At 64.5% G+C, this 27,000-nt stretch carries 23 protein-coding genes and 1 pseudogene; 13 read left to right on the top strand and 11 right to left on the bottom strand.

The features are described from left to right. Positions 1-5: 5 nt before the first annotated feature. The 5 genes from AAFG50_RS13260 to AAFG50_RS13240 form a co-directional block, all read right to left on the bottom strand. Positions 6-1,292, bottom strand: coding sequence for a DUF445 domain-containing protein (locus tag AAFG50_RS13260; protein WP_011085672.1), 1,287 nt, complete (start codon positions 1,290-1,292; stop codon positions 6-8). Positions 1,293-1,427: 135 nt separating this feature from the next. After that, positions 1,428-1,883 (bottom strand): phasin, encoded by a 456-nt coding sequence (locus tag AAFG50_RS13255; protein WP_011085671.1) that lies wholly within the window; start codon positions 1,881-1,883, stop codon positions 1,428-1,430. Positions 1,884-2,086: 203 nt separating this feature from the next. Beyond that, complete coding sequence (locus tag AAFG50_RS13250; protein ID WP_028172421.1) at positions 2,087-2,680, bottom strand: GNAT family N-acetyltransferase; 594 nt, start codon at positions 2,678-2,680, stop codon at positions 2,087-2,089. Then, entirely contained in the window at positions 2,677-3,759 is a 1,083-nt protein-coding gene (locus AAFG50_RS13245; RefSeq protein WP_011085669.1) for an alpha/beta fold hydrolase, read from the bottom strand. Before AAFG50_RS13245 ends, AAFG50_RS13250 begins: the two co-directional genes overlap by 4 nt. Further along, positions 3,756-4,139: a hypothetical protein gene (locus tag AAFG50_RS13240; protein ID WP_028172422.1), complete on the bottom strand. Its 384-nt coding sequence runs from the start codon at positions 4,137-4,139 to the stop codon at positions 3,756-3,758. Before AAFG50_RS13240 ends, AAFG50_RS13245 begins: the two co-directional genes overlap by 4 nt. 167 nt (positions 4,140-4,306) lie before the next feature. On the opposite strand from AAFG50_RS13240, the gene AAFG50_RS13235 reads away from it, so the two are divergent. Continuing rightward, positions 4,307-5,221 (top strand): alpha/beta hydrolase, encoded by a 915-nt coding sequence (locus tag AAFG50_RS13235; protein WP_028172423.1) that lies wholly within the window; start codon positions 4,307-4,309, stop codon positions 5,219-5,221. Between the two features lie 131 nt (positions 5,222-5,352). Then, the gene (locus tag AAFG50_RS13230; protein ID WP_028172424.1) at positions 5,353-5,817 is read left to right on the top strand and encodes a nuclear transport factor 2 family protein; all 465 of its coding nucleotides are present in this window, start codon (positions 5,353-5,355) and stop codon (positions 5,815-5,817) included. A 187-nt stretch (positions 5,818-6,004) separates the two neighbouring features. Here AAFG50_RS13230 and AAFG50_RS13225 read toward each other — a convergent pair whose 3' ends face one another. The 6 genes from AAFG50_RS13225 to AAFG50_RS13200 all read right to left on the bottom strand — a co-directional run bounded on the left by AAFG50_RS13225 (position 6,005) and on the right by AAFG50_RS13200 (position 13,743). Beyond that, the gene (locus AAFG50_RS13225; protein ID WP_028172425.1) at positions 6,005-6,679 is read right to left on the bottom strand and encodes a spermidine synthase; all 675 of its coding nucleotides are present in this window, start codon (positions 6,677-6,679) and stop codon (positions 6,005-6,007) included. A 36-nt stretch (positions 6,680-6,715) separates the two neighbouring features. Beyond that, complete coding sequence (locus AAFG50_RS13220; protein ID WP_028172426.1) at positions 6,716-9,952, bottom strand: cytochrome P450; 3,237 nt, start codon at positions 9,950-9,952, stop codon at positions 6,716-6,718. A 129-nt stretch (positions 9,953-10,081) separates the two neighbouring features. Beyond that, entirely contained in the window at positions 10,082-11,077 is a 996-nt protein-coding gene (locus AAFG50_RS13215) for an alpha/beta hydrolase (RefSeq protein ID WP_028172427.1), read from the bottom strand. Between the two features lie 10 nt (positions 11,078-11,087). Continuing rightward, positions 11,088-12,638: a wax ester/triacylglycerol synthase family O-acyltransferase gene (locus AAFG50_RS13210; protein WP_028172428.1), complete on the bottom strand. Its 1,551-nt coding sequence runs from the start codon at positions 12,636-12,638 to the stop codon at positions 11,088-11,090. Positions 12,639-12,685: 47 nt separating this feature from the next. After that, positions 12,686-13,486: an alpha/beta hydrolase gene (locus AAFG50_RS13205; protein ID WP_011085663.1), complete on the bottom strand. Its 801-nt coding sequence runs from the start codon at positions 13,484-13,486 to the stop codon at positions 12,686-12,688. Beyond that, entirely contained in the window at positions 13,486-13,743 is a 258-nt protein-coding gene (locus tag AAFG50_RS13200) for a DUF6489 family protein (RefSeq protein ID WP_011085662.1), read from the bottom strand. Before AAFG50_RS13200 ends, AAFG50_RS13205 begins: the two co-directional genes overlap by 1 nt. Before the next feature lie 399 nt (positions 13,744-14,142). Here AAFG50_RS13200 and AAFG50_RS13195 point away from each other — a divergent pair, with 399 nt between their 5' ends. The 11 genes and pseudogenes from AAFG50_RS13195 to AAFG50_RS13145 all read left to right on the top strand — a co-directional run bounded on the left by AAFG50_RS13195 (position 14,143) and on the right by AAFG50_RS13145 (position 26,999). Next, positions 14,143-15,738 (top strand): ABC transporter substrate-binding protein, encoded by a 1,596-nt coding sequence (locus AAFG50_RS13195; protein ID WP_011085661.1) that lies wholly within the window; start codon positions 14,143-14,145, stop codon positions 15,736-15,738. Between the two features lie 104 nt (positions 15,739-15,842). Then, a complete protein-coding gene (locus AAFG50_RS13190) occupies positions 15,843-16,823 on the top strand; it encodes an ABC transporter permease (RefSeq protein ID WP_028172429.1) in 981 nt (326 codons plus the stop codon). Positions 16,824-16,833: 10 nt separating this feature from the next. Further along, a complete protein-coding gene (locus AAFG50_RS13185; RefSeq protein WP_028172430.1) occupies positions 16,834-17,805 on the top strand; it encodes an ABC transporter permease in 972 nt (323 codons plus the stop codon). A gap of 13 nt (positions 17,806-17,818) precedes the next feature. Next, on the top strand, positions 17,819-18,805 hold the full coding sequence (locus tag AAFG50_RS13180; protein ID WP_011085658.1) for an ABC transporter ATP-binding protein: 987 nt from the start codon (positions 17,819-17,821) through the stop codon (positions 18,803-18,805). After that, complete coding sequence (locus AAFG50_RS13175) at positions 18,802-19,791, top strand: oligopeptide/dipeptide ABC transporter ATP-binding protein (RefSeq protein WP_028172431.1); 990 nt, start codon at positions 18,802-18,804, stop codon at positions 19,789-19,791. Before AAFG50_RS13180 ends, AAFG50_RS13175 begins: the two co-directional genes overlap by 4 nt. Before the next feature lie 87 nt (positions 19,792-19,878). Then, a complete protein-coding gene (locus AAFG50_RS13170; RefSeq protein ID WP_011085656.1) occupies positions 19,879-21,684 on the top strand; it encodes a gamma-glutamyltransferase family protein in 1,806 nt (601 codons plus the stop codon). Positions 21,685-21,694: 10 nt separating this feature from the next. Next, positions 21,695-22,405 (top strand): annotated as a pseudogene (locus tag AAFG50_RS13165) (DUF1028 domain-containing protein). Continuing rightward, entirely contained in the window at positions 22,402-23,391 is a 990-nt protein-coding gene (locus AAFG50_RS13160; RefSeq protein WP_011085654.1) for an ABC transporter ATP-binding protein, read from the top strand. The pseudogene AAFG50_RS13165 and the gene AAFG50_RS13160 overlap by 4 nt, the downstream one beginning before the upstream one ends. Beyond that, complete coding sequence (locus AAFG50_RS13155) at positions 23,391-24,491, top strand: dipeptide ABC transporter ATP-binding protein (RefSeq protein ID WP_039184056.1); 1,101 nt, start codon at positions 23,391-23,393, stop codon at positions 24,489-24,491. The genes AAFG50_RS13160 and AAFG50_RS13155 overlap by 1 nt, the downstream gene beginning before the upstream one ends. A 23-nt stretch (positions 24,492-24,514) precedes the next feature. Next, positions 24,515-26,026, top strand: coding sequence for an ABC transporter substrate-binding protein (locus tag AAFG50_RS13150; RefSeq protein WP_028172432.1), 1,512 nt, complete (start codon positions 24,515-24,517; stop codon positions 26,024-26,026). Between the two features lie 31 nt (positions 26,027-26,057). Next, complete coding sequence (locus AAFG50_RS13145; RefSeq protein ID WP_028172433.1) at positions 26,058-26,999, top strand: ABC transporter permease; 942 nt, start codon at positions 26,058-26,060, stop codon at positions 26,997-26,999. Position 27,000: the final 1 nt, after the last annotated feature.

The following is a 27,000-nucleotide window of genomic DNA, read 5'->3' as shown; positions in this document are numbered from 1 at the left end:
AAAAGTCACAGCAATCGAAGCAGGAATTCTACGGAGTAGAGCGCAAGTCCGGCCAGCCCGCCGATCAGCGAGCCGTTGAAGCGGATGTATTGCAGGTCACGGCCGATGTTGATTTCGATCAGCGAAATCAGCTGCGCCATATCCCAGGCCTTGACCTGGTCGGAGATGAAGGTGGAGACGCCGCTCTTCTGGTCGGCGACGAAGCTGCGCAGCACCGTCACCAGACCCTTGTTGATCTCGCCGCGCAGTTCGGCATCGCCGGCGAGCGCCTCGCCCGCGGCGACGAACATGCCGACGAGATGATGCTGAAGCACCTGTGTCTCGCCGGAGGCGCTGCGCTCGATGAAGGAGCGCGTGTTGGCCCAGACGGTGCGGGCGAGATCTGCAAGCTCGGGCCGCGCCAGCAGATCGCGTTTCAGGCCGTCGATGCGATCGATGTAGGCCTGGTCGGTGCCGAGCCGGTCGACGAAGGTCAGCACCATGCGATCGAACTCGCCGCGGAACGGATGCTTGGGATCGCTGCGCACCTCGTTGAAGAAGGCCGTGGCCGACGCCACGATCTTGTTCACCAGAAACTTGTCGGCGCGGTAGAGCCTGAGCAGGGTCGGCAACTCCGCGCGCACCTTCTCGCGGATCATCGCCATCGTCTCTTTCTGGTTCAGCGTGTCATGCATCACGCGCAGGAGATCGTCGAACAGGATCTGGTGCCGCCCTTCCGCAACGAAGCCGCGCAGCGTGCCGGCGGCGAGCGGCGCGAGGTCGATCGCCTGGAGCTGCGAGGACATGCGGCGGATGATGAAGGTCATCAGGCCGGAGGTCTCGGTCGCGGAGAAGGCCTCCGGCAACAAACGCAGCGCGAAGCGCGCGAGATCCTCGCTGCGCTTGCGATCGCGCAGCCAGTCGGCAACGAAGGAGCCGAAATCGATCTCGTTCAGCTTGGCCTCGACGGGTCCGGCCTCGAGAAAATGCACCTGGATGAACTCGCCGAGCTTGTCGGCGATGCGGGCCTGGTTGCTCTGGATGATCGCGGTATGCGGGATCGGCAGGCCGAGCGGCCGCTTGAACAGCGCGACCACGGCATACCAGTCAGCGAGGCCGCCGATGGTCGCGGCTTCTGCGAAGGCCGCGATGAAGCCGAACACAGGATGCACGGGCAAAAGCCATTTCGCGACGACGAACAAGGCCAGCATCGAGGCCAGCACCAGCGTCGCCAATGCTTTCACGCGGCGCAACTCGGCCGCCCGCTCGGCGTCACCGGGAGTGTCGAAGGAGAAGGTGGCGGGAGAAGTCATGATTCACCGAGCTTACGTCATTCCGGGACGATCCGCAGGACCGGACCCGGAATGACGACCGACGATGACGGCGGCGCAAAAAACAAGGCCCGCCGAAGCGGGCCTCAAAATTCAGTTTATCAACGCGACGCGCAATCAGGCGGTCTTGTTGTAGACCTTGGCAAAGTTGTCCTGAGCGGACTTCGCACCATTGGCGGCGAGCTTGCCGAGATAGTCGGTGGTCGCCTTGGCGCGCGAGACGAACGCTTCGCCGCGGGAGCGGAGCAGGCTCGACTGGATCTCGACGGCTTCGCTGAACGACTTGGCGGACGCGAGCTTGTCGATGCCCGAGAAGAACGCTTCAGCGTCCTCGTAGATCGCCTGCTGGATGTTGCGGCTGATCTTGCCGGCCTCGGTGACGGACTCGGTCACCGCGTTCTCGACGGCGGCGGTCACGCGCTCGGAGCCAGCGAACACCTCGGCAGCACGGTCCTTGGCGGTGTTGGCGGTCTTCTTGACGAATTCGCGGGCGGCCTCGGGAACTTCCAGGTTCTGGATGTTCTTGAAAGCGTCCTTGAAGCCCTCGAAAGCGGTGTTGGTTTCAGTGGTCATGGGGTTCTCTCCATCCTCAATGGTCTGAGCTATGGGCTCACCCCGTCCGCATTGGCCCGGGGCACGGCCTATATGGCATAGTTAATTGTGCGATGCAACATTCATATTGCGCTGCAGTATCACGAAATCGTGAACAGCCTTAACAGGAGGCAATATGATGCCTCCCTCACCAATCCCGGCGAAGGCGTGCCTGATCGCGGTCTTTAGAGCTGGACGGCACCTGGCAGCCCATAGGCCTCCATCTGGGCCTGGACCTGCGCGATGTTGTGGCCGAGCACGACAATGTCGTGGGTCTTGCCATCGACGTCGCGGACGTGGTCGCGCAGCAGCGCCTCGGCCTTGAAGCCAAGGCTTTCGAACACCGCGATCGCCGCCTGCTGGTCGACCGTCATCTGGACCGAGAGCTTTTCCAGGCCGGCGCCGAGCGCGAGCGCAAAGGTCTCCTGCGACAGCGCCCGCCCCACCCCCTTCCCGCGCACGTCGAGCGAGACCACCATGCGAATCTCGCCGACATGGGGCGACCAGGAATGCGGATCGCGCACCAGCGTGCCGCAGCCGACGACCTTGCCGTCCTTCACGGCGAGCAGGCTCGTGATCGCACCGCGCTCGATCTCCTTGACCCAGGCCGAGAGCACTTTTGGCTCGCTGATGTTGCGGGGCAGGAAGAGCAGATCGTGCGTCGGCAGGCCCTTGCCAAAGGCGAGCACCGCGGCTTCGTCCGCAGGCGACATCAAGCGGATCTCGATCTCGCCGGCGTCGGTCTTGACCTGACGCGGATAGGAACGCTGCTCACTCATGTCGATCTCTTCCCCAGCCAGGAGTCCAGTTTCGGCCACAGCCGTTTCACCGCGTTGGCGCCGGCGACCAGCGAGACGTGCCCGCCCTTCAGCATCACCTCTTCCTTGTCCGCCGATCCAATCTTCGCGATCAAATGTTTTGCGGCATCATAGGGCACGATGTGGTCGTGCTCGGCGACCGCATGCAGGATCGGCACCTTGATATCCTCGAGCTTCGCCGCACGGCCACCGACCGACATGGTGTCGTTGAACAGCTTGTTGTCCCACATCAGGTCCTTGGTGATGGTGCGGAAATACTCGCCCGCCAGCGGCAGCGTATCGGTCGCCCAGCGATCGAACATCCGGTAGGACTTGACGAACTCGTCGTTCCAGATGTTTTCCCAGAGCTGGATCTGGCTCACCGTGCGCGAGGCCGGGCGCAGCATCTCGAACGAGGACAGGATCATCTCCGGCGGCACGTTGCCGATGCTGTCGACAAGGCGATCGACGTCGAAATAGCGGCGGTCGGAGAAATTGGAGAACAGCTTCATCTCGCGGAAGTCGATCGGCGTAGTGAAGCAGATCAAGTTCTTCATTGGCCCGTCCTTGTGGATCGAGCCGTAGAGCAGCGACAGCACGCCACCGAAGCAGTAGCCGATGACGGAGACGTCCTGCTCGCCGGAATCCTGCTGCACGCGGCGGACGCAATCCGGGATAAAGTCGAGGACGTAGTCCTCCATGCGCAGGCTCTTCTCTTCCGGACGCGGCGCGCTCCAGTCGAGCATGTAGACGTCGTAGCCGCGCCTCAGGAGGAACTCGATGAAGCTCTGGCCGGGCACGAGGTCGAGGATGTAGCCTCGATTGGTGGTCGCCATCACGATCAGCACCGGCACCCGGTAGATCTCGTCCGACATCGGCCGATAGTGGTAGAGGCTCATCGTGCCGCGTGAATGCAGCACGTCTTTCGGCGTCGAGCCTAGCGTCGGGCCGGAGGTCGAGAAATATTCGACGCCCTTGATGCTGCGCTGGATTGCGCGCTGCACCTCGGACTGGATGCGCTCCGGGATGGAGGCGAAATCAAGTCCCGTCGGCGCGTTCATTTGGGCTCTCCGCCTTCGGAGGGCGGGCGTTTCGTCCGCGGCGGCCGCGGCGCACCGTCGAAGCCTTGCGACAGTCCGGAACCTGCCGCCATCTGGCTCAGCATCGACTTCATCTCGCCGATCTGGACCTCGATCGACTGCAGCCGTTCCGCAAGACCCGTGACCTGCTCCCGGCTCGGCAGATTCATGCTGACAAGGTATTTCTCCATGAGCTCGCCGAGCTGCTTCTGAGCACCTGCAGCAACGCCGCCGGCCCGATTCATCGCTTGCGAGAACTCAGGCGACGACATGGCTTGATTGGCGAAAGAGTTGAACCCCTTCTCCATCTCGCCAACCATCTTCTGCCACACGGCAACGGGGTCGTTGGTCTTGTCGGCCATCGGCGTCCTCCTGAAATCGAGAGCTGCGATGCCCTTCTTTTTTCGCCATACCACACCGTTGCGCGGTGCCGGTCAACCGGCAAGCAGCGGGTGCGCTGATGCGCGCGCCGCTTCTTTGCGGCGGGAAACCGTGCGATACAGCATCATCAGCAGGAGGGACCGCGCCCGTGAACGCCCATCAGCCGCCCCAGACCGTCCGCGCCAACGGCATCGACATTTGCTACGAGATTTTTGGCAACGACAACGCCGAGCCGCTGCTGCTGATCATGGGGCTCGGGGCGCAGATGATCCATTGGGACGATGCGTTCTGCGAGCAGCTCGCCGTGCACGGCTTTCGCGTGATCCGCTTCGACAACCGCGACATCGGCAAGTCGAGCCATCTCGCGGGCGGCAAGCGGCTGACGCCGCTCGAGCTGTTGAAGCTCCGCTTCCTCAGGATTCCCGTAGCCGCAACCTACAAGCTGATCGACATGGCCAGGGACACCGTGGGCCTGATGGACGCGCTCGGCATCAAGTCGGCGCATCTGGTCGGCGCCTCCATGGGCGGTATGATCGCGCAGGAGGTGACGCTGTCGTTTCCCGAGCGCGTTCGCTCGCTGACCTCGATCATGTCGACGACGGGCAATCCGCGCGTGCCGCCGCCGACACGCGAGGCCGCCGCCATGCTGATGGCGCCGCCGCCGCGCAGCAAGGAGGAGTTCGTCGTCCGCTACGGCCAGACCTGGAAGGTGTTGCGCGCCGGGGCCTTTCCGGAAGAGGAAGCACTCGACCCTGATCGTGCCGAGCGCGTGTTCGCGCGCGGGCTCAATCCGGCCGGTGTCGGCCGGCAGCTCCGCGCCGTGCTTGCCTCGGGCAGCCGCAAGGAGCGGCTGCATGCCATGAAGACGCCGACGCTGGTGATCCACGGCACGGTTGATCCCCTGGTCCATCCCGAAGGTGGCAAGGACACGGCAGCATCAATTCCAGGCGCGAAGCTGTTGATGGTCGAAGGCATGGGCCACGCGCTGCCGATGCGTTTCTGGCCCAAGATTATCGGCGCCATCGACAAGCACGCGCATGGAGCGGCAGCACAGGCGGCGTAGACCCGACGCGAGCAGTCTCCTCACGGTAACCATGTGAGCTGCCGGTTACTCTCTTAACGCACGCCGGCACGGAAGCTATACAGGCCTCCCTCAGTCGCAAGAGAAAGAGGCTGCGGCCTCTCGGAGTTCACATGCATCCCATCGTCCGGCCGGTCGCAATGATTGCGGCCTCCATTCTCATGCTGTTCCTCGGCAACGGCGCCGCAAGCGCGGCCAGCGCGCAAGAAGAAGCCAACCGTACCGCCGTGCTTGCCTTCTACGAGAAGGGCCTCAATCAGAAGGACGCCGATGCGGCCATCGCCTATATGGGCAACCGCTATGTGCAGCACAATCCAAATGCAGCCGATGGTCCGGACGGCTTTCGGAAGTTCATCGGCTTCCTTCGTGAAAAGTTTCCGAACTCGCACAGCGAGATCAAACGCTCCTTCGCCGACGGCGACTATGTCATTCTCCACGTGCACGCGGTTCGCGAGCCCGGCACAAGGGGCAACGCGATCGTCGACATCTTCAAGCTGGAGAGCGGCAAGATCGTCGAGCACTGGGACGTCGTACAGCCGATCCCCGAAAATCCCGCGAACAACAACACGATGTTCTAGCTCGTAGGGTGGGCAAAGGCGCGCCCTTCGCGGGCCGTGCCCACCAACCATCGACACCTCTAACTAGACTGGTGGGCACGCTTCCGCCTACGCTCTTCGAGCTACGGCGGACAAGTCGCTTTGCCCACCTTACGATTCTGACATTGTGGATGCGCAGGCCGGATCAAGCGCAGCGCAAAAGAACCGCCTAGCTCTTCCGCGCGATCCAGATCACATGACGCGCGCCGCCGCCTCTGCCGGTTGCGCGGACACTGACTTCATTCACGTCGAAGCTGGCGCTCCTAAGGCGCCTGGTGAATGCCGGGTTGGGCCCCGACGACCAGACGGCGAGCACGCCGCCCGGCCGCAGCGCCGTCTTGGCCGCCTTCAACCCGCCCGCGTTGTAGAGCGCATCATTGCCCTTCCGGGTCAGCCCCTCCGGCCCGTTGTCGACGTCGAGGAGGATGGCATCGAAGGCCGATCGCTGCGCGCGGATGATTTCTCCAACGTCGGTCTCCCGGATCTTGACACGGGGATCGTCGAGGCTGTCGCCAAAAACCTCCGCCATCGGACCTCGCGCCCAGGCAACCACCGCCGGCACGAGCTCGGACACCACGATCTTCGCCTTAGCTCCAAGCACGGCCAGCGCCGCACGCAGCGTAAAGCCCATGCCGAGGCCGCCGATCAGGACGACGGGCTTTCCGACCGTCTCGATCTGCTTCGCCGCCAGCGTCGCAAGTGCGGCCTCGGAGCCCGACAGGCGATTGTTCATCAGCTCGTTGGTGCCGAGCTTGATGGAGAACTCCTTGCCCCGCCGCATCAGACGGAGCTCTTCGTCGGAGCCGGGGACTTTGGCGGTGTCGGTCTTTTCCCAGGGAATCATGGGAGAGCTTTAGCACGATTTGCTTCGTAGCCCGGCCTAACCGCCCGCCCAGACGTCGAGCACATAGCGATTCGTCGCGCCCATCTCCTCGATCCAGCGCGCGGCCGTGGCGGCATCGCTACCGCTCTTCTCGCGACGGATCGCAACGAGCGCTGCCTTCACGTCGGGCTCCATTTTGCCGCCGTCGCCGCAGACGTAGATGATGGCGCCCTGCTCGATCAGCGGCCAGACCTTGTCCTTCTGCGCCGCGAGCACATGCTGCACATAGGTCTTCGGTCCGGCCGCGCGCGAGAACGCGGTGAAGAGCTCGGTGACGCCGCTTGCCGCCAGCGCCTTCAGCTCGTCGGCGTAGAGAAAATCCTGATCGGGGTGGCGGCAGCCGAAGAACAGCATGGCCGGGCCAAGCGAAGCGCCTTTCGCCTTGCGCGCGGCGCGCTCCTGGAGGAAGCCGCGGAACGGCGCCAGTCCCGTGCCCGGGCCGATCATGATGATCGGCACGGATGAATCGTCCGGGAGCCGGAAGCCGGCCTTGGTCTCGCGCACCGTCGCGTAGATCCCATCGCTCGCGCGCCGGTTGGCGAGATAGTTCGAGCAGATGCCTTTGTAGACGCCGCGCCCGGAAGCGGCCGGCCCCTCGACGACGCCGACCGTGATACTGCACCGCGCCGGATCGACCGAAGGCGAGGAAGAGATCGAGTAATAGCGCGGCGCCAACAGCGAGAGCATTTCCAGATAGACGTGGAACGGCAATTCGCAGGCCGGATATTCGAGCAGTAGATCGTACACCGATTTGCGCCTCGCCAGAATCTCGGTGCGATAGCGCTCGGCCGGCTCGGCCTCCTCGCCGACGAAGGTCAGCAGCTTCGGCTTGGTGACTGGACAGCGCGTGTGCTCGGCCATGATCTGGATCTGCTTTCGCGTCGCCACCTGCTGCAGCTCGACGAACTCGCTGAGCAGGCGGCCGACCGACACGGCCTCGCCGACCGGCAATTGGGCACGGCGGCCTTCGGCCACCTGAAGCCTGATCTGGTCGGCCGGCAGGAAGCCGAAGCGGCGGGCGACCGAATCCACCAGCGTCGGATCGTTGCGCGGAACGACGCTCAGATGATCGCCGACGCGGTAGGTGATGTTGGACGGCAGCTGCACCTCGATATGGCGCGTCGAGCGCTCCGACGGATTGGACCCGCTCTTGTTCTGAAGCTCGTCATTGACCAGCACCTTCATCGCCACCGCGCCGCCCTGGGCCACGATGGTGTTGACGGCAGTCACCGCGACAGGCTCGATCGCGTAGAGCGGATCGTCCTCCGCGGTGCGGGTGAAGTTCCAGTCGATGCCGAACTCCTTGGTCGCGACCTGGGCAGCTGCCGGGAACCATTTCTGGAACTGGCCGTCGAGATCGCTGCGCGCATCGCCTTCGCCGCGCGGATAGACCGCGCGCGCGCCATGCCCCGACAATTGCTCGTCGATGAAGCGCGGCACCGATTGATAGGTCGCGGCCCAGTCGCTGTTGCCGCAGCCGAACACGGCGTAGCGCACATTGGCAAAGGCATCCTTGGGCAGGTCGCTGCCGAGCCATTTGACGAATTGCGTCGCATTGTCCGGCGGCGCTCCGTTATAGGAGGCGCAGATGATCAGCACGCCGCCCTCCTGCGGCAGCTTGCCGACGTATTCGTCGAGCGCCCCGAGATGCACGGCAAAGCCGTTGATCTCGGCGAGGTCGGCCATGCGTGTCGCGAGTTCTTCGGCGGTGCCGAGATTGGAGCCGTACAGCACCAACATCGGCGTGTTGTGGCCGGGCCGCGCCGTCGGCTTACGCGGTGCTCGCGGCGCCGAGGACACAGCCGCGACAGGCCCGCCATAGGCACCGCGCTCGCGATCGGCGCGCGGACGAACCTTGATCTTGAAGCCCTCCGGCTTCATCGTCAGGGTTTCCTTCAGGTGCATCTGATAGCGCTGGTGGTCGATCAGCTTGAAACGCTGGAGGATCATGCCGAGCGCGAGCGCCGCCTCGTGCATGGCAAAGCCGCGGCCGATGCAGGCGCGCTGACCGTTGCCGAACGGCTTCCAGGCATTGATCGGCCGCTTGGCCTCCGCCTCGCGACTGAAATTTTCGGGATCGAAGGCATCGGGATTCGGCCCCCAGACGGAGGGATCGCGATGCAGCGCCGTCACCAGAATGGTGATGAACGTGCCCTTCCTGAGCTTGTACTTGCCGCCGCCGATGGTTTCGTCCGCGAGCGGTGAGATGCCGTAGGCCGGCGCCGGCGGCCACAGCCGCAGCGCCTCTTTCAGGATCTGCGTGATGTAGGTGAGCTGCGTCACCTGCTGATAGGTCGGCTTCGCGTTGACATCTGGACCGAAGACGCGATCGACCTCGTCATAGGCCTTCTTGAGGATGTCGGGATGCTTCAAGAGCGCATAGAGCGTGTAGGACAACAGGCCGCTTGTCGTCTCGTGGCCGGCGATCAAAAACGTGTTGATCTGGTAGCGGATGTTGACGTCGTCGAGCTGCTCGCCGGTCGAGCGGTCGACGCCGGTCATCATCGCCGCGAGCATGTCCTTCTTGTCGTCAATCCCCTCCGCGCTCTTGCGGCGCTCCGCGATGATCTCGTCGACCATCTTGTTCATGAAGGCGACGTCTTCAGCGAGGGTCTTGCGCCGCTTCTGCATCCAGATCTGCTCGAACGGCAGACCCCGCGTCATCATAATGGTTTCGAGCGAGCGCACCAGCGACTCGACGAAGGGATGGTAGTCGCGCCGGTAGAACGAATTGAATCGGTACTCGAAGCCGCACAGGCCGATCGTGTCCAGCGTCAGGGCGGTCATGTCGTGGACGACGTCGATCTCGTCGTCGGCGTTGAGCCGCTCCCATTTTTGGACGAGCTGCTCGGCGATGTCGACCATGCTCGGGTGGTAGGACTGCATCGCTCGGTTGCCGAACGGCTGGAGCAGGATGTTGTGCGCCTTGCTCCAGTTCGGCTCCCTGGTGTCGGCGGTGAACAGGCCGTCGCCGCCGACCGCACGCACGCGCCGCAGCGCGCCGCGCACCGTCTTGTCGAAGCGCTTCTCGTCGGACAGCTCGTCGACGAGATCGTGGCCGGAGACGACGACGATCGGCGAGCCCATCATGTCGAGCCAGAAGATCGGGCCGAGCTCCTTGGCGAGCCGCATCAGGTGCTGCACCGGAGCCGCCGAGTCCAGCGACAGCATATTGCCGACCACCGGCTTGGTCGGCGGCTGCGGGATCGGGTCCAGACGGTTCTTGGATGACATTGACGTGCGCTTCCCCCTGATCGCGTCATTCCGGGGCGATGCGCAGCATCGAACCCGGAATCTCGAGATTCCGGGTTCGCCCTTCGGGCGCCCCGGAATGACGTTCCATTTACACTGACGACGGCATCGTCACCCAAACCGCCTTCTACGCCATTCGATCAGCTTGGCGCTGACCTCGTCCGGCTTCTCCTGCTGCGTCCAATGGCCGCTGTCGCGGACCAGATATTTTTCGAGATCGGGAATCAGCTTGTCCATGCCATCGGCGGAAGACGGCGGCAGCACCGCGTCGTTCTCGGCCATGATCATCAGCGACGGCACGCGTACCGTATGATCGAGTCCTTCGGAGCGTATCCAGTTGCGCGACATGTTGCGGTACCAGTTGATGCCGCCGGTGAAGCCGGTCCTGGTGAAATTGTCGACAAACACCTTCTTCTCTTCCGGCGACAGGATCGGCGTACGCGGATCGTGCTTGGCGTCATAGGCCGCAATCATCTGCGGAAACGCCAGATTGACCCGCGGCGAAGCGCCCACGCCGGCAATCACTTCCTCCGCCGGCGCATCGGGCGGGCGCGGCGCCGGCTTGCGCATGAATGCATCGAAGGTTTGCTCGACGCGGCTGCCGAAAATCCTGTCGGCTTCACGCGACGGGTCCTGGAACTGCACGATGTACATCTTGTCGCCAAACCGCGCGCGCAGGAGTTCGATCGGATCGGCCCAGGCCCGGTTGGTATGGGGGGTATTGATGCCGACCACGCCGGCGACGCGGCCGATATGCCGCAGCGGCATCTGCCAGACGATGAAGCCGCCCCAGTCGTGGCCGACGAAGATCGCCTTGTCGATCCCGAGATGATCGAGCAGACCGACGAGGTCGCCGGTCAGGTGCTCGATATCGTAGTCCTCGACCGGCTCGGGCCGGTCGGTCGCGCCATAACCGCGCTGGTCCGGCGCGATCACCCGGATTCCGGCCTCGCTCAGCGCCTTGATCTGATGGCGCCAGGAAAAGGCGAGCTCCGGCCAGCCATGGCACAGCACCATCGGCGGGGTGTCGGAGACCGGACCCGCCTCGTAATAACCCATGCGGATTCCGTTCGTCTGCACGAACTTGAGCGGCGGCATTTCGATCATCGGGACATTCCTACTCAGCAGCGCCCTTGATGTCGGCCGCTGGCGGCGCATAGGCCGCCTCCAGCGCAGCAAACTCCTCGGGCAGCATGTCACACATCACCTGCACATGCGGAATGATGTTGGCACCGACAATGAAACCGAAATCGAGCTGGTCGCGATAGCTTTGCACCGTGATGTTGAGCGCCTGCCCGTGCGTCGAGATCGACACCGGGAAGATGTGCAGCAGCTCCGCGCCGGCGGCGTAGAGCGTCTGCCGCGGCCCGGGCACGTTGGACACCGTGATGTTGGCGGCCGGCGGCAGCACGTCCGACAGGTTCGAGCGGCTGTAGAGCAAGGCCAGGATCTGCACCATGATCGGCGCGCCCAGCATCGAGATGTTGGACACTTGCGGCATCAGGGCGCGCAGCGGATGCGACATCTCCTTGGACTTGGTCGATTGCGCGATGATCGCCTCCAGTCGGGCCTTGGGATCGTCGATGTCGGTCGCGATCGCGCAGATCATGCCGAACACCTGGTTGTTGGCCTCGGTGTTGCCTTCCTCGCGCAGCGAGATCGGCACGGCGGCGGTCAAGGATTTCGCCGGCAGCGTGCCATATTGCTGGAGATAGCGGCGGACCACGCCGGAGGCGAGCGCCAGCACGACGTCGTTGAGCTTGCCGCCGGCCTGCTTGGCCAGCGCCTTCGCCCGCGACAGCGGGATCGACACGCCGGCGAAGCTGCGCTCCGAGGAGATGGTCTTGTTGAGCATGGTCGGCGGCGACACCATGCTGGCGAGGCTCTCGCGCGACTTCGGATCGGCGACCTTGCCGAGCACGTCGGACACGCTCTTGAGCACGGTCGGGATGTTGCCGGCGAAGCGCACCGCGCTCTCGATCTGGTACATCGCGTTGTCGAACAGGATCGAGCCGATGTCGCTCTTGCCGGTGCGGGGCAGCTGCAGGTTCTTCGCAGCGGCCGAAGCATCGAGCGGCTGGCTGAAAAGCTGCTGATAGGAATCGAGCAGGTTGGCGGCGATGTCACGCGGCTCCTGCCCCGGCTTGGCTCCCGCCGCCGGCGGATCGACCTTCCGCGGGATCGGCGAGATGTCGTAGATCATGTTGGTCAGCGCCGCGCCGGCACCGCCGTCGATGGCGGCATGGTGCATCTTGGAATAGAGCCCGACCTCGTTGTCCTTCATGCCCTCGAACACGTAGAATTCCCAGAGCGGGCGGGCGCGGTTCAAGAGCTTGGCGTGCATCCAGCCGACGATGCGTTCCAGCGTGGCGCGGTCGCGCGGCTGCGGCAGGCTGGCGCGGAAGATGTGACGGTCAATGTCGAACTGATCGTCCTCGACCCAGGAGGGATGGTCGATGTCGAGCGGCGCCTTCTCCAGCCGCGCCTTCAGGATCGGCGCGATGTGCAGGCGCGAGACGATCATCGCCTTGAAGTCTTCGAAGAAGTCGCCCTTGTAATCGTCGGGCAGGCGAAAGATCGCCATGCTGCCGACATGCATCGGCATTTCCGGCGTTTCCAGATAGAGAAACGACGCATCCAGCGACGACAGCTTCTTACCGTCAGCCATGGTTCCCTCCCGCAAGATTTGACGGGCGCCTTGGACGGCGCTTCTCGTCAGGCCGATATTGCCCGCTCCGGCGGGGCATATGCAATGGCAAACGGCCCTGCCCGGTCAAATGGCCAGAACTCCCCCTCCGGTTGCGCCAGCCGGTCCGCCACGGCCCACAGCGCGGCGGGGTTAACGCCGAGCCCGATATGGCTCGCCAGGTGCACCTCGATGTTCTCGGCATGGTCCGAGGGGCGCAACAGACAGGTCCGCCAGTTCACGACGCCATCGGCGCGGGAATAGATCGACGTCGCCGGCACCGGCAGATCGCCGGCGATCGCCTCGCGCAGTTCGGCAAAATCCTCGACCCGCTCGCCGGACAGCGCCTCATAGAGCCGCGTGGCGTTGGTCGCCCGCACGTCGTTGGCAAAAGGACTGCCGAGCGTAATGACGTAACGGACCATGTCGGGCGCCTGGAGCGCGAGATCGCGGGCATAGACGCCGCCGAGGCTCCATCCGACCAGGCTGACCTTGCGCCCCCTCGCGGCGTGGATCTCGGCGAGACGGGTGCGCAAGGCCTCCCGCATCCGCCCCAGCCCGCCGAGATTGCGGCCCATCCGCCAGGCATGTGCCTCATAGCCGAGCTCGCTCAGATAGCGCCGCATCGGCGCCATCGAAAGATCGCTGGCGAGAAAGCCCGGCAGCGTCAGCACCGGATGGCCGTCGCCCCTGGGCGCGCGCATCAGCAACGGCGACAACAGCAGGCTGGCGTTCAACTCGAACAGGCCGCGGGCTTCGGCGAGCAGCAAACCAAGGCCCGGCGGACGAAGCCGGTCAGACGCTTGCGGCCCGTCCCGCCCGGCCGACATTATTTCTTCTTATCGCTGCTGCGCGTTCCGCCGAGGCCGGCCATGGTGACGAACATGTCCTGAAACCGCTCGGCAAGCTTCGGATCGAAAGTGAACCAGCTCTGGATCAGCGATTCTGGCGAGACCTTGTCGATATTGCTCAGGACCTGCTGCTGCAGCTTGTCCATGACGGCAATCTGCATCGGCGAGACGTCCGGCAATCCGAAGAACTGACGGGCCTCGAGGGGGGTGCAGTCGATTTCGATGTTAACTTTCATGTCCCCTCCGGATGAGATTCGAGCACTCTGTTGGAGTATCGCCGCGACACGGTGTGCAACGCAAGCGACCTCGGACGCGCCGCGGGGCGCCGGCTCCCGCAATCGGCGGGTATGGTCAATCAAATTGCTCGGCCGCGACCGCAGCTCGGACGGCTGAGACGCCAACGGCCGACAGGGCCAATTTCCCTTTACCCCGGGACTTCACAGGTCGAAAGTCGAATGTCGTTCGCGCGCCAGCCTCCCCTAGATTGCCGGTCAGCATTGCTGCACAGCGGTGCAACTTGGCGCGTTCCTTGCTGGAATGGCGCTTGCACGGGTCGTGAACTCTGGGCAACATGGATCGATCAGCCCCGCCGAACAATCAAAAATCACGGCGCGGCAGAGTGGAGAGGGTCAAGAATGTCAGTCGGACGAACTCTGTTTGCGGCGACGCTCGCCGGTACGCTTGCGTTGGCGGTCTCGCCGGCGTCGAGCCAGACGCTACGTTATGCCAACCAGGGTGACCTGAAGTCGCTCGATCCCTATACGCTCAACGAGAGCACCACCCACGCTCATCTCGGTCACGTCTATCAAGGCCTCACCGCGCGCGACAAGGACCTCAAGATCATTCCGGCGCTGGCGGAAAGCTGGGAAACTCCGGAGCCGACCCGCTGGCGCTTCCATCTGCGCAAGGGCGTGAAGTTCCACAACGGCGACCCGTTCACCGCCGACGACGTGGTGTTCTCGGCCGATCGCGTGCGCAAGAAGGGGTCCAACATGCAGACCCGCCTTGCGCCCGACGTCAAGGTGGTCAAGGTCGACGACTACACCGTCGATTTCGTCCTGCCCTCGCCCAACCCCATCCTGCATAACGCGTGGGATGTCTGGTACATCATGGACAAGAAATGGGCCGAGGAGAACAACGTCGTCGACCCGACGCCGGTGGCAGCGACCACGCCGAGCTACGCCTCGCTCCACGAGAACGGCACCGGCCCCTTCATCATCGAGAGCCATCAGCCCGGCGTGAAGACGGTGTTCAAGGCCAATCCCAATTACTGGGGCAAGGTCGAAGGCAATTTGAAGGAGATCATCTTCACCCCGATCTCCTCCGACGCCACCCGCGTCGCCGCCCTGCTCTCGGGCGAAGTCGACGTCATCGAGCCGGTGCCGATCCAGGACATCTCCCGCGTCGATTCCAGCCCGAATGCCCAGGTGCTGAAGGGGCCGGAGCTGCGCACCATCTTCATCGGCTTCGACCAGATGCGCGATGAGCTGCTCTACTCCAACATCAAGGGCAAGAACCCGTTCAAGGACATCAAGGTCCGCGAGGCGTTCTACAAGGCGATCGACATCGAGCTGATCAAGACGCGCGTGATGCGCGGGCTGGCGACGCCGTCGGCGCTGATGATCGCGCCGGAGCTGTTCATACTGTCCAAGGAATTCACGCGGCCGAAATTCGATCCCGACGGCGCCAAGAAGCTCCTGACCGAGGCCGGCTATCCCGACGGCTTCGAGGTCACCATGGACTGCCCGAACGATCGTTATGTCAACGACGCCGCGATCTGCCAGGCCGTGGTCGGCATGCTTGCCCGCATCGGCGTCAAGATCAATCTGCTGGCGCAGCCGAAGGCACAGTACTTCGCCAAGGTGCTGAAGCAAGGCGGCTACCAGACCTCGTTCTACATGCTGGGCTGGACGCCGAGCACGATGGATTCTCACAACGTGCTCTTTGACATCATGGGCTGCCGCGACGATGCGAAATCCTCACGGGGCGAGGCCAATCTCGGCGGCTACTGCAACAAGGAGTTCGACGCCATCACCGACAAGGTGCTGGTCGAAACCGACACCGCCAAGCGCAACCAGCTGATCAAGCAGGCCTACGAAATCGGCAACAAGGACTGGTCCTACATCCCGCTGCACCAGCAGGCGCTGGCCTGGGGCGTATCGAAGAAGGTCAACCTGCCGCAGCGCGCCGACAATCTGGTCATGTTCCATTGGGCGACCAAGAAGGAATAGCGTCAGTTGAACACGAGGTCCCGGGAGCGTCAGGCTTCCGGGACCTTTCCTTTTCCGGCCGACAAAGTCGTCGGCTGTAAGCGCACCCAAGGACAGTGGAAGAAATGCTCGCTTTCACTCTACGCCGCGCCGTTCAGGCTATCGGCGTCATGTTTGCCGTCGGCATCATCGCGTTCTCGATGTTCCGATTCGCCGGCGATCCCGTCAACCAGATCGTCTCGATCGACACGTCGGCGGCCGAACGCGAAGCCGTGCGCAAGTCGCTCGGCCTCGATGATCCCGTGCCGGTGCAGTTCGTGCGCTATTTCGGCGATGCCGCGCAGTTCAAGTTCGGCGTGTCCTACCAGTTCCGCCAGCCGGTCTCGGCGCTATTGATGGAGCGCATGCCCGCGACGCTGGAACTTGCGATCTGCGCGACCGTGTTCGCAATGGTGTTCGGGATCCTGATGGGAGTCTATTCGGCGCTCAAGCGCGACACCGCGCTCGCCAAATTATTCCAGGCGGTCTCATTGATCGGCATCTCGCTGCCGACGTTCCTGATCGGCATCCTCCTGATCTATCTGTTCGCGGTGACGCTGGGCTGGCTGCCCTCGTTCGGCCGCGGCGAGGTGGTCAAGCTCGGCTGGTGGACGACGGGCCTGCTCACGCTGTCGGGCCTGAAGGCGCTGATCATGCCCTCGATCACGCTCGGCCTATTCCAGATGACCCTGATCATGCGGCTGGTGCGGGCGGAGATGCTGGAAGTGCTGCGAACCGACTATATCCGCTTCGCCCGCGCCCGGGGGCTCACCACCCGTGCCATCCATTTCGGACACGCGCTGAAGAACACGCTCATTCCCGTGATCACGGTAGCCGGGCTCCAGTTTGGCTCGGTTATTGCATTTTCGATCATCACCGAAACCGTGTTCCAGTGGCCGGGCATGGGACTTCTGTTCGTTCAGGCCGTGCAAAACGTCGATATCCCGATTATGGCCGCCTACCTGCTGATGGTCTCGCTGATTTTCGTCGCCATCAATCTGGTGGTCGATATCCTCTACACCGTGGTCGATCCGCGCCTGCGCTCGACCGTCGGCCGCGCGACATAGGGCAATCTGCATGTCAGACGCAGTCGTCTCCAATTCCGACAAGCAGAGCACGCAGCCGACCCACGCTGCCCGCGGCTGGCTCAGCCGCGCGCTCGATAGCGACGTCTTCTATTCCTTCCGCCGCTCCAAGCTCACCATGGTTGCGGCCGCCATCACGGTCTTGTTCTTCCTGCTCGCGATCTTTGCCTCCTGGCTTGCGGTCCAGAACCCGTTCGATCCGGCGCAACTTCAGCTGATGAACTCGCGGATCTCACCGCTGTGGACCGCCGACGGCCAGAGCCCGTTCCTGCTCGGCACCGACGAGCAGGGTCGCGACGTGTTCTCCGCCATCCTCTACGGCATGCGTATCTCGCTCGCCGTCGGCGTGGCCGGCGTGATCTTCGCCGGTGCGCTCGGCATCGCGCTCGGCCTGATGGCCGGCTATTTCGGCGGCGCGGTCGACGGCGTGATCATGCGGATCGCCGACGTCCAGCTCACCTTCCCCGCCATCCTGATCGCGCTGCTGGTCAATGGCATCGCGAAATCGATCCTCGGCAACCGGCTGGATGCCACCAGCATGCTGGTGGTGCTGGTGATCTCGATCGGTCTGAGTTTCTGGGTCGGGTATGCCCGGACCGTGCGCGGTTCCGTGATGGTCGAGAAGAACAAGGACTACGTGGCCGCCGCGCAGCTGATCGGCCTGCCCGCGCCCGTGATCATGCTGCGGCATGTGCTGCCGAACACGATGGGCCCGATCCTGGTCATCGCCACCATCAACCTCGCGCTCGCCATCATCACCGAGGCGACGCTGTCCTTCCTCGGCGTCGGCCTGCCCGACACCATGCCCTCGCTCGGCACGCTGATCCGCATCGGCAACAACTATCTGTTCGCGGGCGAATGGTGGATCGTCGCCTTCCCCGGGCTCGCGCTCGCCGCACTGATCCTCTCCATCAACCTGCTCGGCGATTGGCTGCGCGACGCGCTCAACCCGAAACTTCGATGAGTGTGCGTCGCCCATGACCGAACCTGTTCTCTCCGTGCGCAATCTCCAGGTGGAGTTCGCCTCCCGCCGCGGCACGCTGCGCGCCATCGACGACGTCTCCTTCGACATCGCCAAGGGCGAGGTGCTGGGGGTGGTCGGTGAATCCGGCGCCGGAAAATCCGTCACCGGCCTCGCGGTAATCGGCCTGATCGATCCTCCCGGCCGCATCGCCGGCGGCGAGATTCATCTCGCCGGCCTGCGCATCGACAATCTGCCGCCGGAAGAGATGCGCCGCATCCGCGGCAAACGCATCGGCATGATCTTCCAGGATCCCCTCACCTCGCTCAATCCGCTGTACCGGGTCGGCGACCAGATCGTGGAAACCATCCGGACCCACCTCAATCTGTCCGAACAGGCGGCCCGCCGCCGCGCCATCGACCTGCTCGCCGAAGTCGGCATCCCCGCGCCGGAAAAGCGCATCGACGGCTATCCGCACGAGTTCTCCGGCGGCATGCGCCAGCGCGTCGTGATTGCGCTCGCGATCTGCGCCGAGCCTGAGCTGATCATCGCGGACGAGCCGACCACAGCGCTCGACGTCTCCGTCCAGGCGCAGATCATCTCCCTGATCAAGCGGCTCGGGCGCGACCACGGCACCGCGGTGATGCTGGTGACCCACGACATGGGCGTGATCGCGGAGACCTCGGACCGCGTCGCGGTGATGTACGCCGGCCGCGTCGCCGAGATCGGTCCAGTGCAGGACGTCGTGAGGAACCCGCTGCATCCTTACGCAAAAGGATTGATGGGCGCGATCCCGACGCTCGCGGGCGAGGACAAGCGCCTGGTGCAGATCCCCGGCTCCATGCCGCGCCTGTCGGCGATTCCGCGCGGATGCTCGTTCAATCCGCGCTGCGCGTTCGCATTCGACCGCTGTCGTGTCGATCGGCCCGAGCCACTGCCGCAAGGCGCCCAATCGGTCGCCTGCCATCTCTATGACAATGTGCCGGCGGAGAGCGCGGCATGAGCGCCCCTTTCGTCCAGGCCACAAATCTGCGCCGCGTCTTCGATGTCTCGAAGCCCTGGCTCAACCGCGTGCTGGAAGGCGGGCATCTCGAATATCTCAAGGCTGTCGATAACGTCACCTTCGACATCAGGAAGGGCGAGACCTTTGCGCTGGTCGGCGAGTCCGGCTCCGGCAAGACCACGGTGGCGCGGATGGTGGTCGGCCTGTTGCCGCCGAGCTCGGGCGACGTCCAGATCGACGGCGTCTCGATGGGGGATCCGCGGCAGGCGCCGGCGCGGCGAAAGCTGCGCCGCCGCATCCAGATGATCTTCCAGGATCCCTATGCGAGCCTGAATCCGCGCTTCCGGGTCGATGCCATCATCTCCGAGCCGATCCGCGCCTTCGACCTGATCCAGGGCGAGCGCGACATCCAGGCGCGCGTCGGCGAGCTGCTCAGCCTCGTCGGCCTGCATCCCGACGACCGGCTGAAGTTTCCGCACGAGTTCTCCGGCGGCCAGCGCCAGCGTATCGCGATCGCGCGGGCGCTCGCGTCCGATGCCGAGTTCATCGTCTGCGACGAGCCGACCTCGGCGCTCGACGTCTCGGTGCAGGCGCAGATCCTGAACCTGATGCGCGACCTCCAGGACAAGTTCGGCCTGACCTACATGTTCATCAGCCACAACCTCGCCGTGGTCCGTCACATGGCGAGCCGCGTCGGCGTGATGTATCTCGGCCGCATCGTCGAGATCGCGGAAGGCCGCGAGCTGTTTGCCCGGCCGCGCATGCCCTACACCAAGATGCTGCTGGGCGCCGTGCCCGATCTTGCCATGAGCGGCCGCCAGCGCATTCCGGTCAAGGGCGAGATTCCGAACCCGATCAATCCGCCGCCCGGCTGCGCCTTCAATCCGCGCTGTCCGCTGGCGTTCGATCTCTGCCGCAAGGAAGCCCCGGAACTGATCGGCGGCGTCGCCTGCCATGCGGTTAACACCGCGCCGGTCCCGGCGTGACGCGCGCGTGCCATGCGGCCTGCGCATTGGCGGCACGGCATCGCCTGTGATCAATTGCGCGCGCCACAACTAAGGTAACGAAATCCCATGGCCAGCAACGTCAATCCGGATCCCTTCACGACGCGCCCCGAGATCGAGGGCACGTTCGGGGTCGTCGCCACCACGCACTGGATCGCGACCGCCGTCGGCATGGCCATTCTGGAAAAGGGCGGCAACGCCTTCGATGCCGGCGTCGCCACCGCTTTCACGCTCCAGGTGGTCGAGCCGCATCTGAACGGCCCCGGCGGCGACGTGCCTGTTATCGTGCACGACGTGAAGCGCGGCCGCACCGAGGTGATCTGTGGCCAGGGCCCGGCGCCGGCGCGCGCCACCATCGCGCATTACAGGAGCGAAGGCCTCGACATGGTGCCGGGCACCGGCCTGCTCGCCGCCTGCGTGCCCGGGACCTTCGAATCCTGGATGATGCTCTTGCGAGACTACGGCACCATGCGCGTACGCGACGTGCTGGAGCCCGCGATCTCCTACGCGCGCGACGGCTATCCGCTGGTCGAGCGCGCCTGCGCCACGATCCAGACCGTCGAGCAGCTATTCCGCAAGCACTGGCCGACCTCGGCCGCGGTGTATCTTCCCAATGGCGAGGTGCCGAAACCCGGCACGCTCTTCACCAACAAGACGCTGGCCGCGACCTACGCCCGCATTCTCAGCGAGGCCGAGAGCGGCGACGGTGGCCGCGACGCCGAGATCGAGCGTGCGCGAAGGGCCTGGTCGCACGGCTTCGTCGCGGAAGCCATCGACAAATTCTGCCGCACGCAAGAGGTGATGGACGTCAGCGGTTCGCCGCATCGCGGCGTTCTCTCGGCCGACGACATGGCGCGCTGGCAGCCGACCATCGAGGCGCCGCTTACCTACGACTATGGCCGCTACACTGTCTGCAAGGCCGGCGTCTGGAGCCAGGGCCCGGTCACGCTGCAACAGCTCGCACTGCTCAAGGGCTTTGCGCTCGACGGACTCGACCCGACCGGGCCGGAATTCATCCATCTCCAGATCGAATGCGCCAAGCTCGCCTTCGCCGACCGCGAAAAGTTCTACGGCGATCCGAAGTTCAGCGAGATCCCGATCGCGACGCTGCTGTCGGATGCCTATAACGACGAACGCCGCAAGCTCGTCACCGACAAGGCCTCGCTCGACTTCCGCCCCGGCTCGGTCGAGGGCTTTGGCGGTGTCGTCAAGCTGCGGCGCGCCGAAGGCCAGCGCGAAGCGGTCGGCGCGCTCGGCGCCGGCGAGCCGACGGTCGGACGCTTCGGCGAGGTACGCGGCGACACCGTGCATTTCGACATCATCGACAAGGCCGGCAATATGGTCTCCTCGACGCCATCGGGCGGCTGGCTGCAATCTTCGCCGATCATTCCGGAGCTCGGCTTCTGCCTCGGCAGCCGCGCGCAGATGTTCTGGCTGGAGGAAGACCATCCCGCCGCGCTTGCGCCGGGCAAGCGGCCGCGCACCACGCTGTCGCCGACCATGGCGCTGCGCGACGGCGAGCCGTATCTCGCCTGGGGCTCGCCGGGCGGCGACCAGCAGGACCAATGGATCACGCAATTCTTCCTGCGCCACGTCCATTGCAATCTCAACCTTCAGGAATCGATCGACGCACCGGCCTGGCATTCCGAGCATTTCCCGATCTCGTTCTGGCCGCGCACCGCGCGCCCCGGCGTGCTCGTGGTCGAGAACCGCGTACCGAAGGCAGCGATCGAGAATCTGCGCGAGCGCGGACATATCGTCGAGATCGGGCCCGACTGGTCGGAAGGCCGCCTCACTGCGGCCTCGCGCGTCGGGGTGCGCCGCCGCGCCGCCGCCAATCCGCGCGGCATGCAAGGCTACGCAGCAGGACGCTGATGGACAGAATATGACCTGGTCGATCATCGCACGCGATCCTGCCACCGGCCAGTTCGGCATCGCGGTTGCGACCCGCTTCTTCGCCGTCGGCGCGCGCGTGCCCTATATCGCCGCCGGCCTCGGCGCGATCGCAACCCAGGCCTTCGTGAATCCCTATTACGGCATCGACGGCGTCAAGCTCTTGCGCGAAGGCCTGAACGCGCATGACGTACTCGCCAGCCTGCTCGCGACCGACGACGGGCGCGAAAGCCGCCAGATCCACATCATGGACGCGAGCGGCGAGATTGCTGCGCACACCGGGCGCGACTGCGTCGACTGGTGCGGCCACATCGCGGGCAGCGGCTTCTCCATCGCCGGCAACATGCTCGCGGGTGCCGACGTGCTCGACGAGACCGCCAAGACCTACATCGCCAATGACAGCCTGCCCTTCCCGCGCCGCCTGCTCGCGGCGATGCGCGCGGGCGAAGCCGCCGGCGGCGACAAACGCGGCAAGCAGTCTGCTGCGCTCCTGATCCACGGCTAGGAGGAATGGCCGGCGCTGGACATTCGCGCCGACGACCATTCCGATCCGCTCGGCGAGCTCGAGCGGCTCGAACGGGTCAGCCACGAGCTCTGGGTGCATTTCCGCAACTCCATGCCGACGCGGCAGAACCCGGCCGGCAACACCGATCGCAGCGTCATCGACGCGAGCATCGCCGCGGCCCGTGCAAGACAATCATGAGCACAAGCCCTCTCATCGAGATCAAGGATCTGCGCATCCGCTTCCACGGCGACGATGGCCGCGTCACCCATGCGGTGGACAGTGTAGATCTCAGCGTCGCCAATGGCGCGACGCTCGGCCTCGTCGGCGAATCCGGCTGCGGCAAGAGCGTGACGTCGCTCGCGATCATGGGATTGCTGCCGAAGCAAAGCACGGAGATATCGGGCGCGATCCGCTTCGACGGCTTCGATTTGCTGAAGACCCCGGACCAGACCTTGCGCGACCTCCGCGGCAACCGGCTCGCGATGATCTTCCAGGAGCCGATGACCTCGCTCAACCCGAGCTTCACCATCGGCGACCAGATCATCGAGACCATCCTGCGCCATCGCGGCGGCTCGCGGCGCAGCGCTCGGGAGCGCGCGATCGAGCTGTTGCGCCGCGTCCACATCCCCTCGCCCGAACGGCGCGTCGACGAATATCCGCACAAGCTTTCCGGCGGCATGCGCCAGCGCGTGATGATCGCGATGGCCCTGGCCTGCGACCCCCGCCTCCTGATCGCGGACGAGCCGACCACCGCGCTCGACGTCACCCTGCAGGCGCAGATACTTGAACTGATGCGCGAGTTGAAGGCGGCGAGCGGTGCGGCGATCATCCTGATCACGCACGACCTCGGCGTGGTCGCCGAGGTCTGCGACGAGGTCGCGGTGATGTATGCCGGCGAGATCGTCGAGCGCGCGCCGGTGGATGAATTGTTCGCCGCCCCGCAGCATCCCTACACCGTCGGCCTGCTCGGCTCGATCCCGCGGCTCGACCACCGTGCCGAGCAGCTCGCGACGATCGAAGGCATGGTCCCGAACATGGCGCAACCGCCCGCCGGATGCCGCTTCGCCGCACGGTGCCCCTTCGTTCTCGACGCCTGCACCAGGGCGCCGCCGCCGCTCGTGGAAATCGGCCCGGGTCACCTCTCGCGCTGCATCCGCGCGCCGCTCGAACTTCTGGTGTCGTGATGGCGCTCCTCGAGGTCGAAGGTCTGGTCAAGCATTTCGTCGCCGAGCGCTCGCTGTTCGGCCGGGCGCTCGCGCATGTCAAGGCGGTCGATGGCGTCAGCTTCTCGCTCGAGGCCGGCAAGACGCTGGCCCTGGTCGGCGAATCCGGTTGCGGCAAATCCACCGTCAGCCGTCTGGTGCTGCGGCTGATCGAGCCGGATGCGGGCACGATCCGTTTCGGTGGCCGCGACCTGCTCTCGCTCGACGCCGGAGCGCTCCGCGCGTTCCGCCGCGAAGCGCAGATCATCTTCCAGGATCCCTACGCCTCGCTCAATCCGCGCATGACGGTCGGCCAGATCCTGACCGAGCCGCTGGCGCTGCACGATCTCGTCCCACCCGCACGGCGACGCGAACGGGTCGCGGAAATCCTGCGGCTGGTCGGGCTGGAGCCGCGGCTCGAGCGACGCTATCCGCACGAATTCTCCGGCGGCCAGCGCCAGCGCATCGCCATTGCCCGTGCGCTCGCGGTCGAACCAAAATTGATCATCTGCGACGAGCCGGTCTCAGCGCTCGACGTCTCGATCCGCTCGCAGATCCTCAACCTCCTGCGCGAGCTCCAGGACCGGCTCGGCCTTGCCTACATTTTCGTCTCGCATGACCTCGCCGTGGTCAAGCACATCGCCGACCACGTCGCGGTGATGAATCTCGGCCAGATCGTCGAGACCGCGGAGGCGGATGCGCTGTTTGCCGCGCCCCGGCACCCCTATAGTCGCGCGCTGCTGTCCGCGATTCCCGTGCCTAAACCGCGGGCAAAGAGCAGCCGGATTGTGCTCCAGGGGGAGATCCCCAGCGCGCTGAATCCGCCGCCGGGATGCCGCTTCCACACCCGCTGTCCCTATGTCGTGGACCGCTGCCGCAGCGAAATGCCTCAGCTTGTCTCGGATGGCATCGGACATGCAACAGCTTGCCACCGAACGTCGGAACTGCCGTCCTCCGCGGCCATCGTCCCCATGGATGGCGGCTTCTCGCCGGTTCTTGAAAAATTGGTTGCCGCCTTCAGCGGCGGTCCGGAAGCAGCACGCGGCGGCGGGGTTAGTTCATTGGGGACGGACCCCGCATAGCCGTGAAACAGAGGTCGAGAGCGATGAGCTTTATGCGTTTGACAATCCTGGCGTCGGCCTTGCTGACGTCGCTCGTGGGCACGGCCCAGGCTCAGACCACGCTTCGCATCGGGATCGCTGAAGACCCTGATATCCTCGATCCCAGCATCGGCCGCACCTATGTCGGCCGCATCGTCTTCTCCGCGTTCTGCGACAAGCTGTTCGACATCGACGAGAAGCTCAACATCGTGCCGCAGCTCGCGCTGTCTCACGAGACGTCGGCCGACGGCAGGGAGATGACGATCAAGCTCCGGCCAGGCGTCAAATTCCACGATGGCGAGCCGCTGGACGCCGAAGCGGCAAAATTCTCGATCGAACGTCACATGACGCTGCCGGCCTCGTTCCGGAAGTCCGAGCTCGCCAGCGTCGACCATGTCGAGGTCGTCGATCCCCTGACCATCAAGCTGGTGCTCAAGACGCCGTACTCGCCCCTGATCGCCCAGCTCACCGACCGCTCCGGCATGATGGTCTCGCCCAAGGCGGCGAAGGAGGCCGGTGACAAGTTCGGCCTGCATCCGGTCTGCGCAGGTCCCTACAAGTTCGTCGAGCGCGTGCAGCAGGATCGCATGGTGTTCGAGAAGTTCGCCGACTACTGGAACAAGGACAACATCCATATCGATCGCGTCGTATTCCTGCCGATCGTCGATGCCACAGTGCGCCTTGCCAACCTCAAGTCCGGCGGGCTCGATCTGATCGAGCGCGTGCTCGCCACCGACATCAAGGACGTCCGCGCCGATCCCAAGCTGGTGCTGTCGACGGCTCCCGAGCTCGGCTATCAGGGCCTGACCATCAACATCGGAAACGACAAGACCAAGGGGCCACTCAGCCAATCGGCGAAGGTGCGCCAGGCACTCAGCCTGTCGATCGATCGCGAGGCCATCAACCAGGTCGTATTCAACGGCGAGTTCACGCCGGGCAATCAATGGGTCAGCCCGACGCATCCATACTATCAGAAGGCTTTCCCCATTCCGGGTCGCGACATCGCCAAGGCCAAGGCGCTGTTGAAGGAAGCCGGTGTCAGCCTGCCCGTCACCGTCGACTACATGGTACCAAAGGGCACCGAGTACGAGGCCGTCGCCCAGGTCGTGCAGTCCATGGCCGCCGAGGCAGGCTTCGACATCAAGGTCCGCGTCGTCGAATTCGCGACCACTTTCAAGCAGGCGCAGGCCGGCGAGTTCCAGGTGTTCCAGATCAACTGGAGCGGACGCATCGACCCGGACGGCAATTCCTACATCTTCATGCGCAGCAAGGCGCCGCAGAACGACGGCGTGTACTCGAACCCCGAGGCCGACAAGCTGATGGAAGAGGGACGGGCCACATCGAATGTCGAGGAGCGCAAGGCGATCTACGCCAAGCTGACCAAGATCCTGCTCGACGACCTGCCGATCATCTACATCTATCACCGTACTCTCCTGATCGCGCATACGAAGAAGCTCGAGGGCTACCGGCAGATGCCCGATGGCCTCGTGCGCGTGGTCGGGTTGAAGTTCAAGTGATCGCGGCATTAACCGGGAAACGCGTGGGGCCATGCTGAACTTCCTCGCCCACCGCATCGCGCAGATCGTGCCGACACTGTTCTTCGTGTCGGTGCTGATCTTTTCGCTTCAACAATTGCTGCCCGGCGATCCGGCGCTGGTGATGGCCGGCGAGGAACGCGATCCCGCCGCGATCGAGCAGATCCGGCAGCAGTACAAGCTCGATCAGCCGATCCCCGTGCAATATGCCTACTGGCTCAAGGGAGTCCTCACCGGCAATTTCGGCGAGTCCTTGCGCAACAAGATGCCGGTGCGCGAGCTGATCGCGCAGAAGCTGCCGGTGACGCTCCAGCTCGGCTCGATGGCGATCCTGATCGCGTTCTTGATCGGCATTCCCGCCGGCATCATCTCCGCAGTGAAGAAGGGCACGGCCTGGGACTATGGCGCGAATTTGTTTGCGCTGTGGGGCATCTCGACGCCGAATTTCTGGCTCGGGATCCTGCTGATCTTCCTGTTCTCGATCAAGCTCGGCTGGCTGCCGGCCTCGGGCTACGTGCCGCTGACCGAGGACTGGCGCGCGAGCCTAGCCGCCACCATCATGCCCGCCTTCGTGCTCGGCAACGCGATTTCCGCGATCCTGATGCGGCACACCCGCAGTGCCATGCTCCAGGTGCTGGAAAGCGACTATGTCCGCACGGCGCGTGCGAAGGGATTGTCGGAGCGCTCCGTCATCCTCAAGCATGCGATGCGCAATGCGCTGACGCCGATCATCACGCTCGGCGCGCTCGAGCTCGGCACACTGTTGTCGGGTGCCGTGCTGACGGAGCAGATCTTCTCCATTCCCGGCTTCGGCAAGCTGATCGTGGACGCCGTCTTCAACCGCGACTACGCGGTCGTGCAGGGCGTCGTGCTGGTGACGGCCACGGTCTACATCACCCTCAACCTCGTTGCCGACGTCGCCTATATTCTCGTCAATCCGCGGCTGCGGGGCTAGC

It is taken from the genome of Bradyrhizobium sp. B039, from assembly GCF_038965675.1.
Classification (GTDB): Bacteria; Pseudomonadota; Alphaproteobacteria; order Rhizobiales; family Xanthobacteraceae; genus Bradyrhizobium; species Bradyrhizobium diazoefficiens.
The sequence above is the reverse complement of the archived record's forward strand: the minus strand, read 5'-3'. Positions and strand labels throughout refer to the sequence as shown.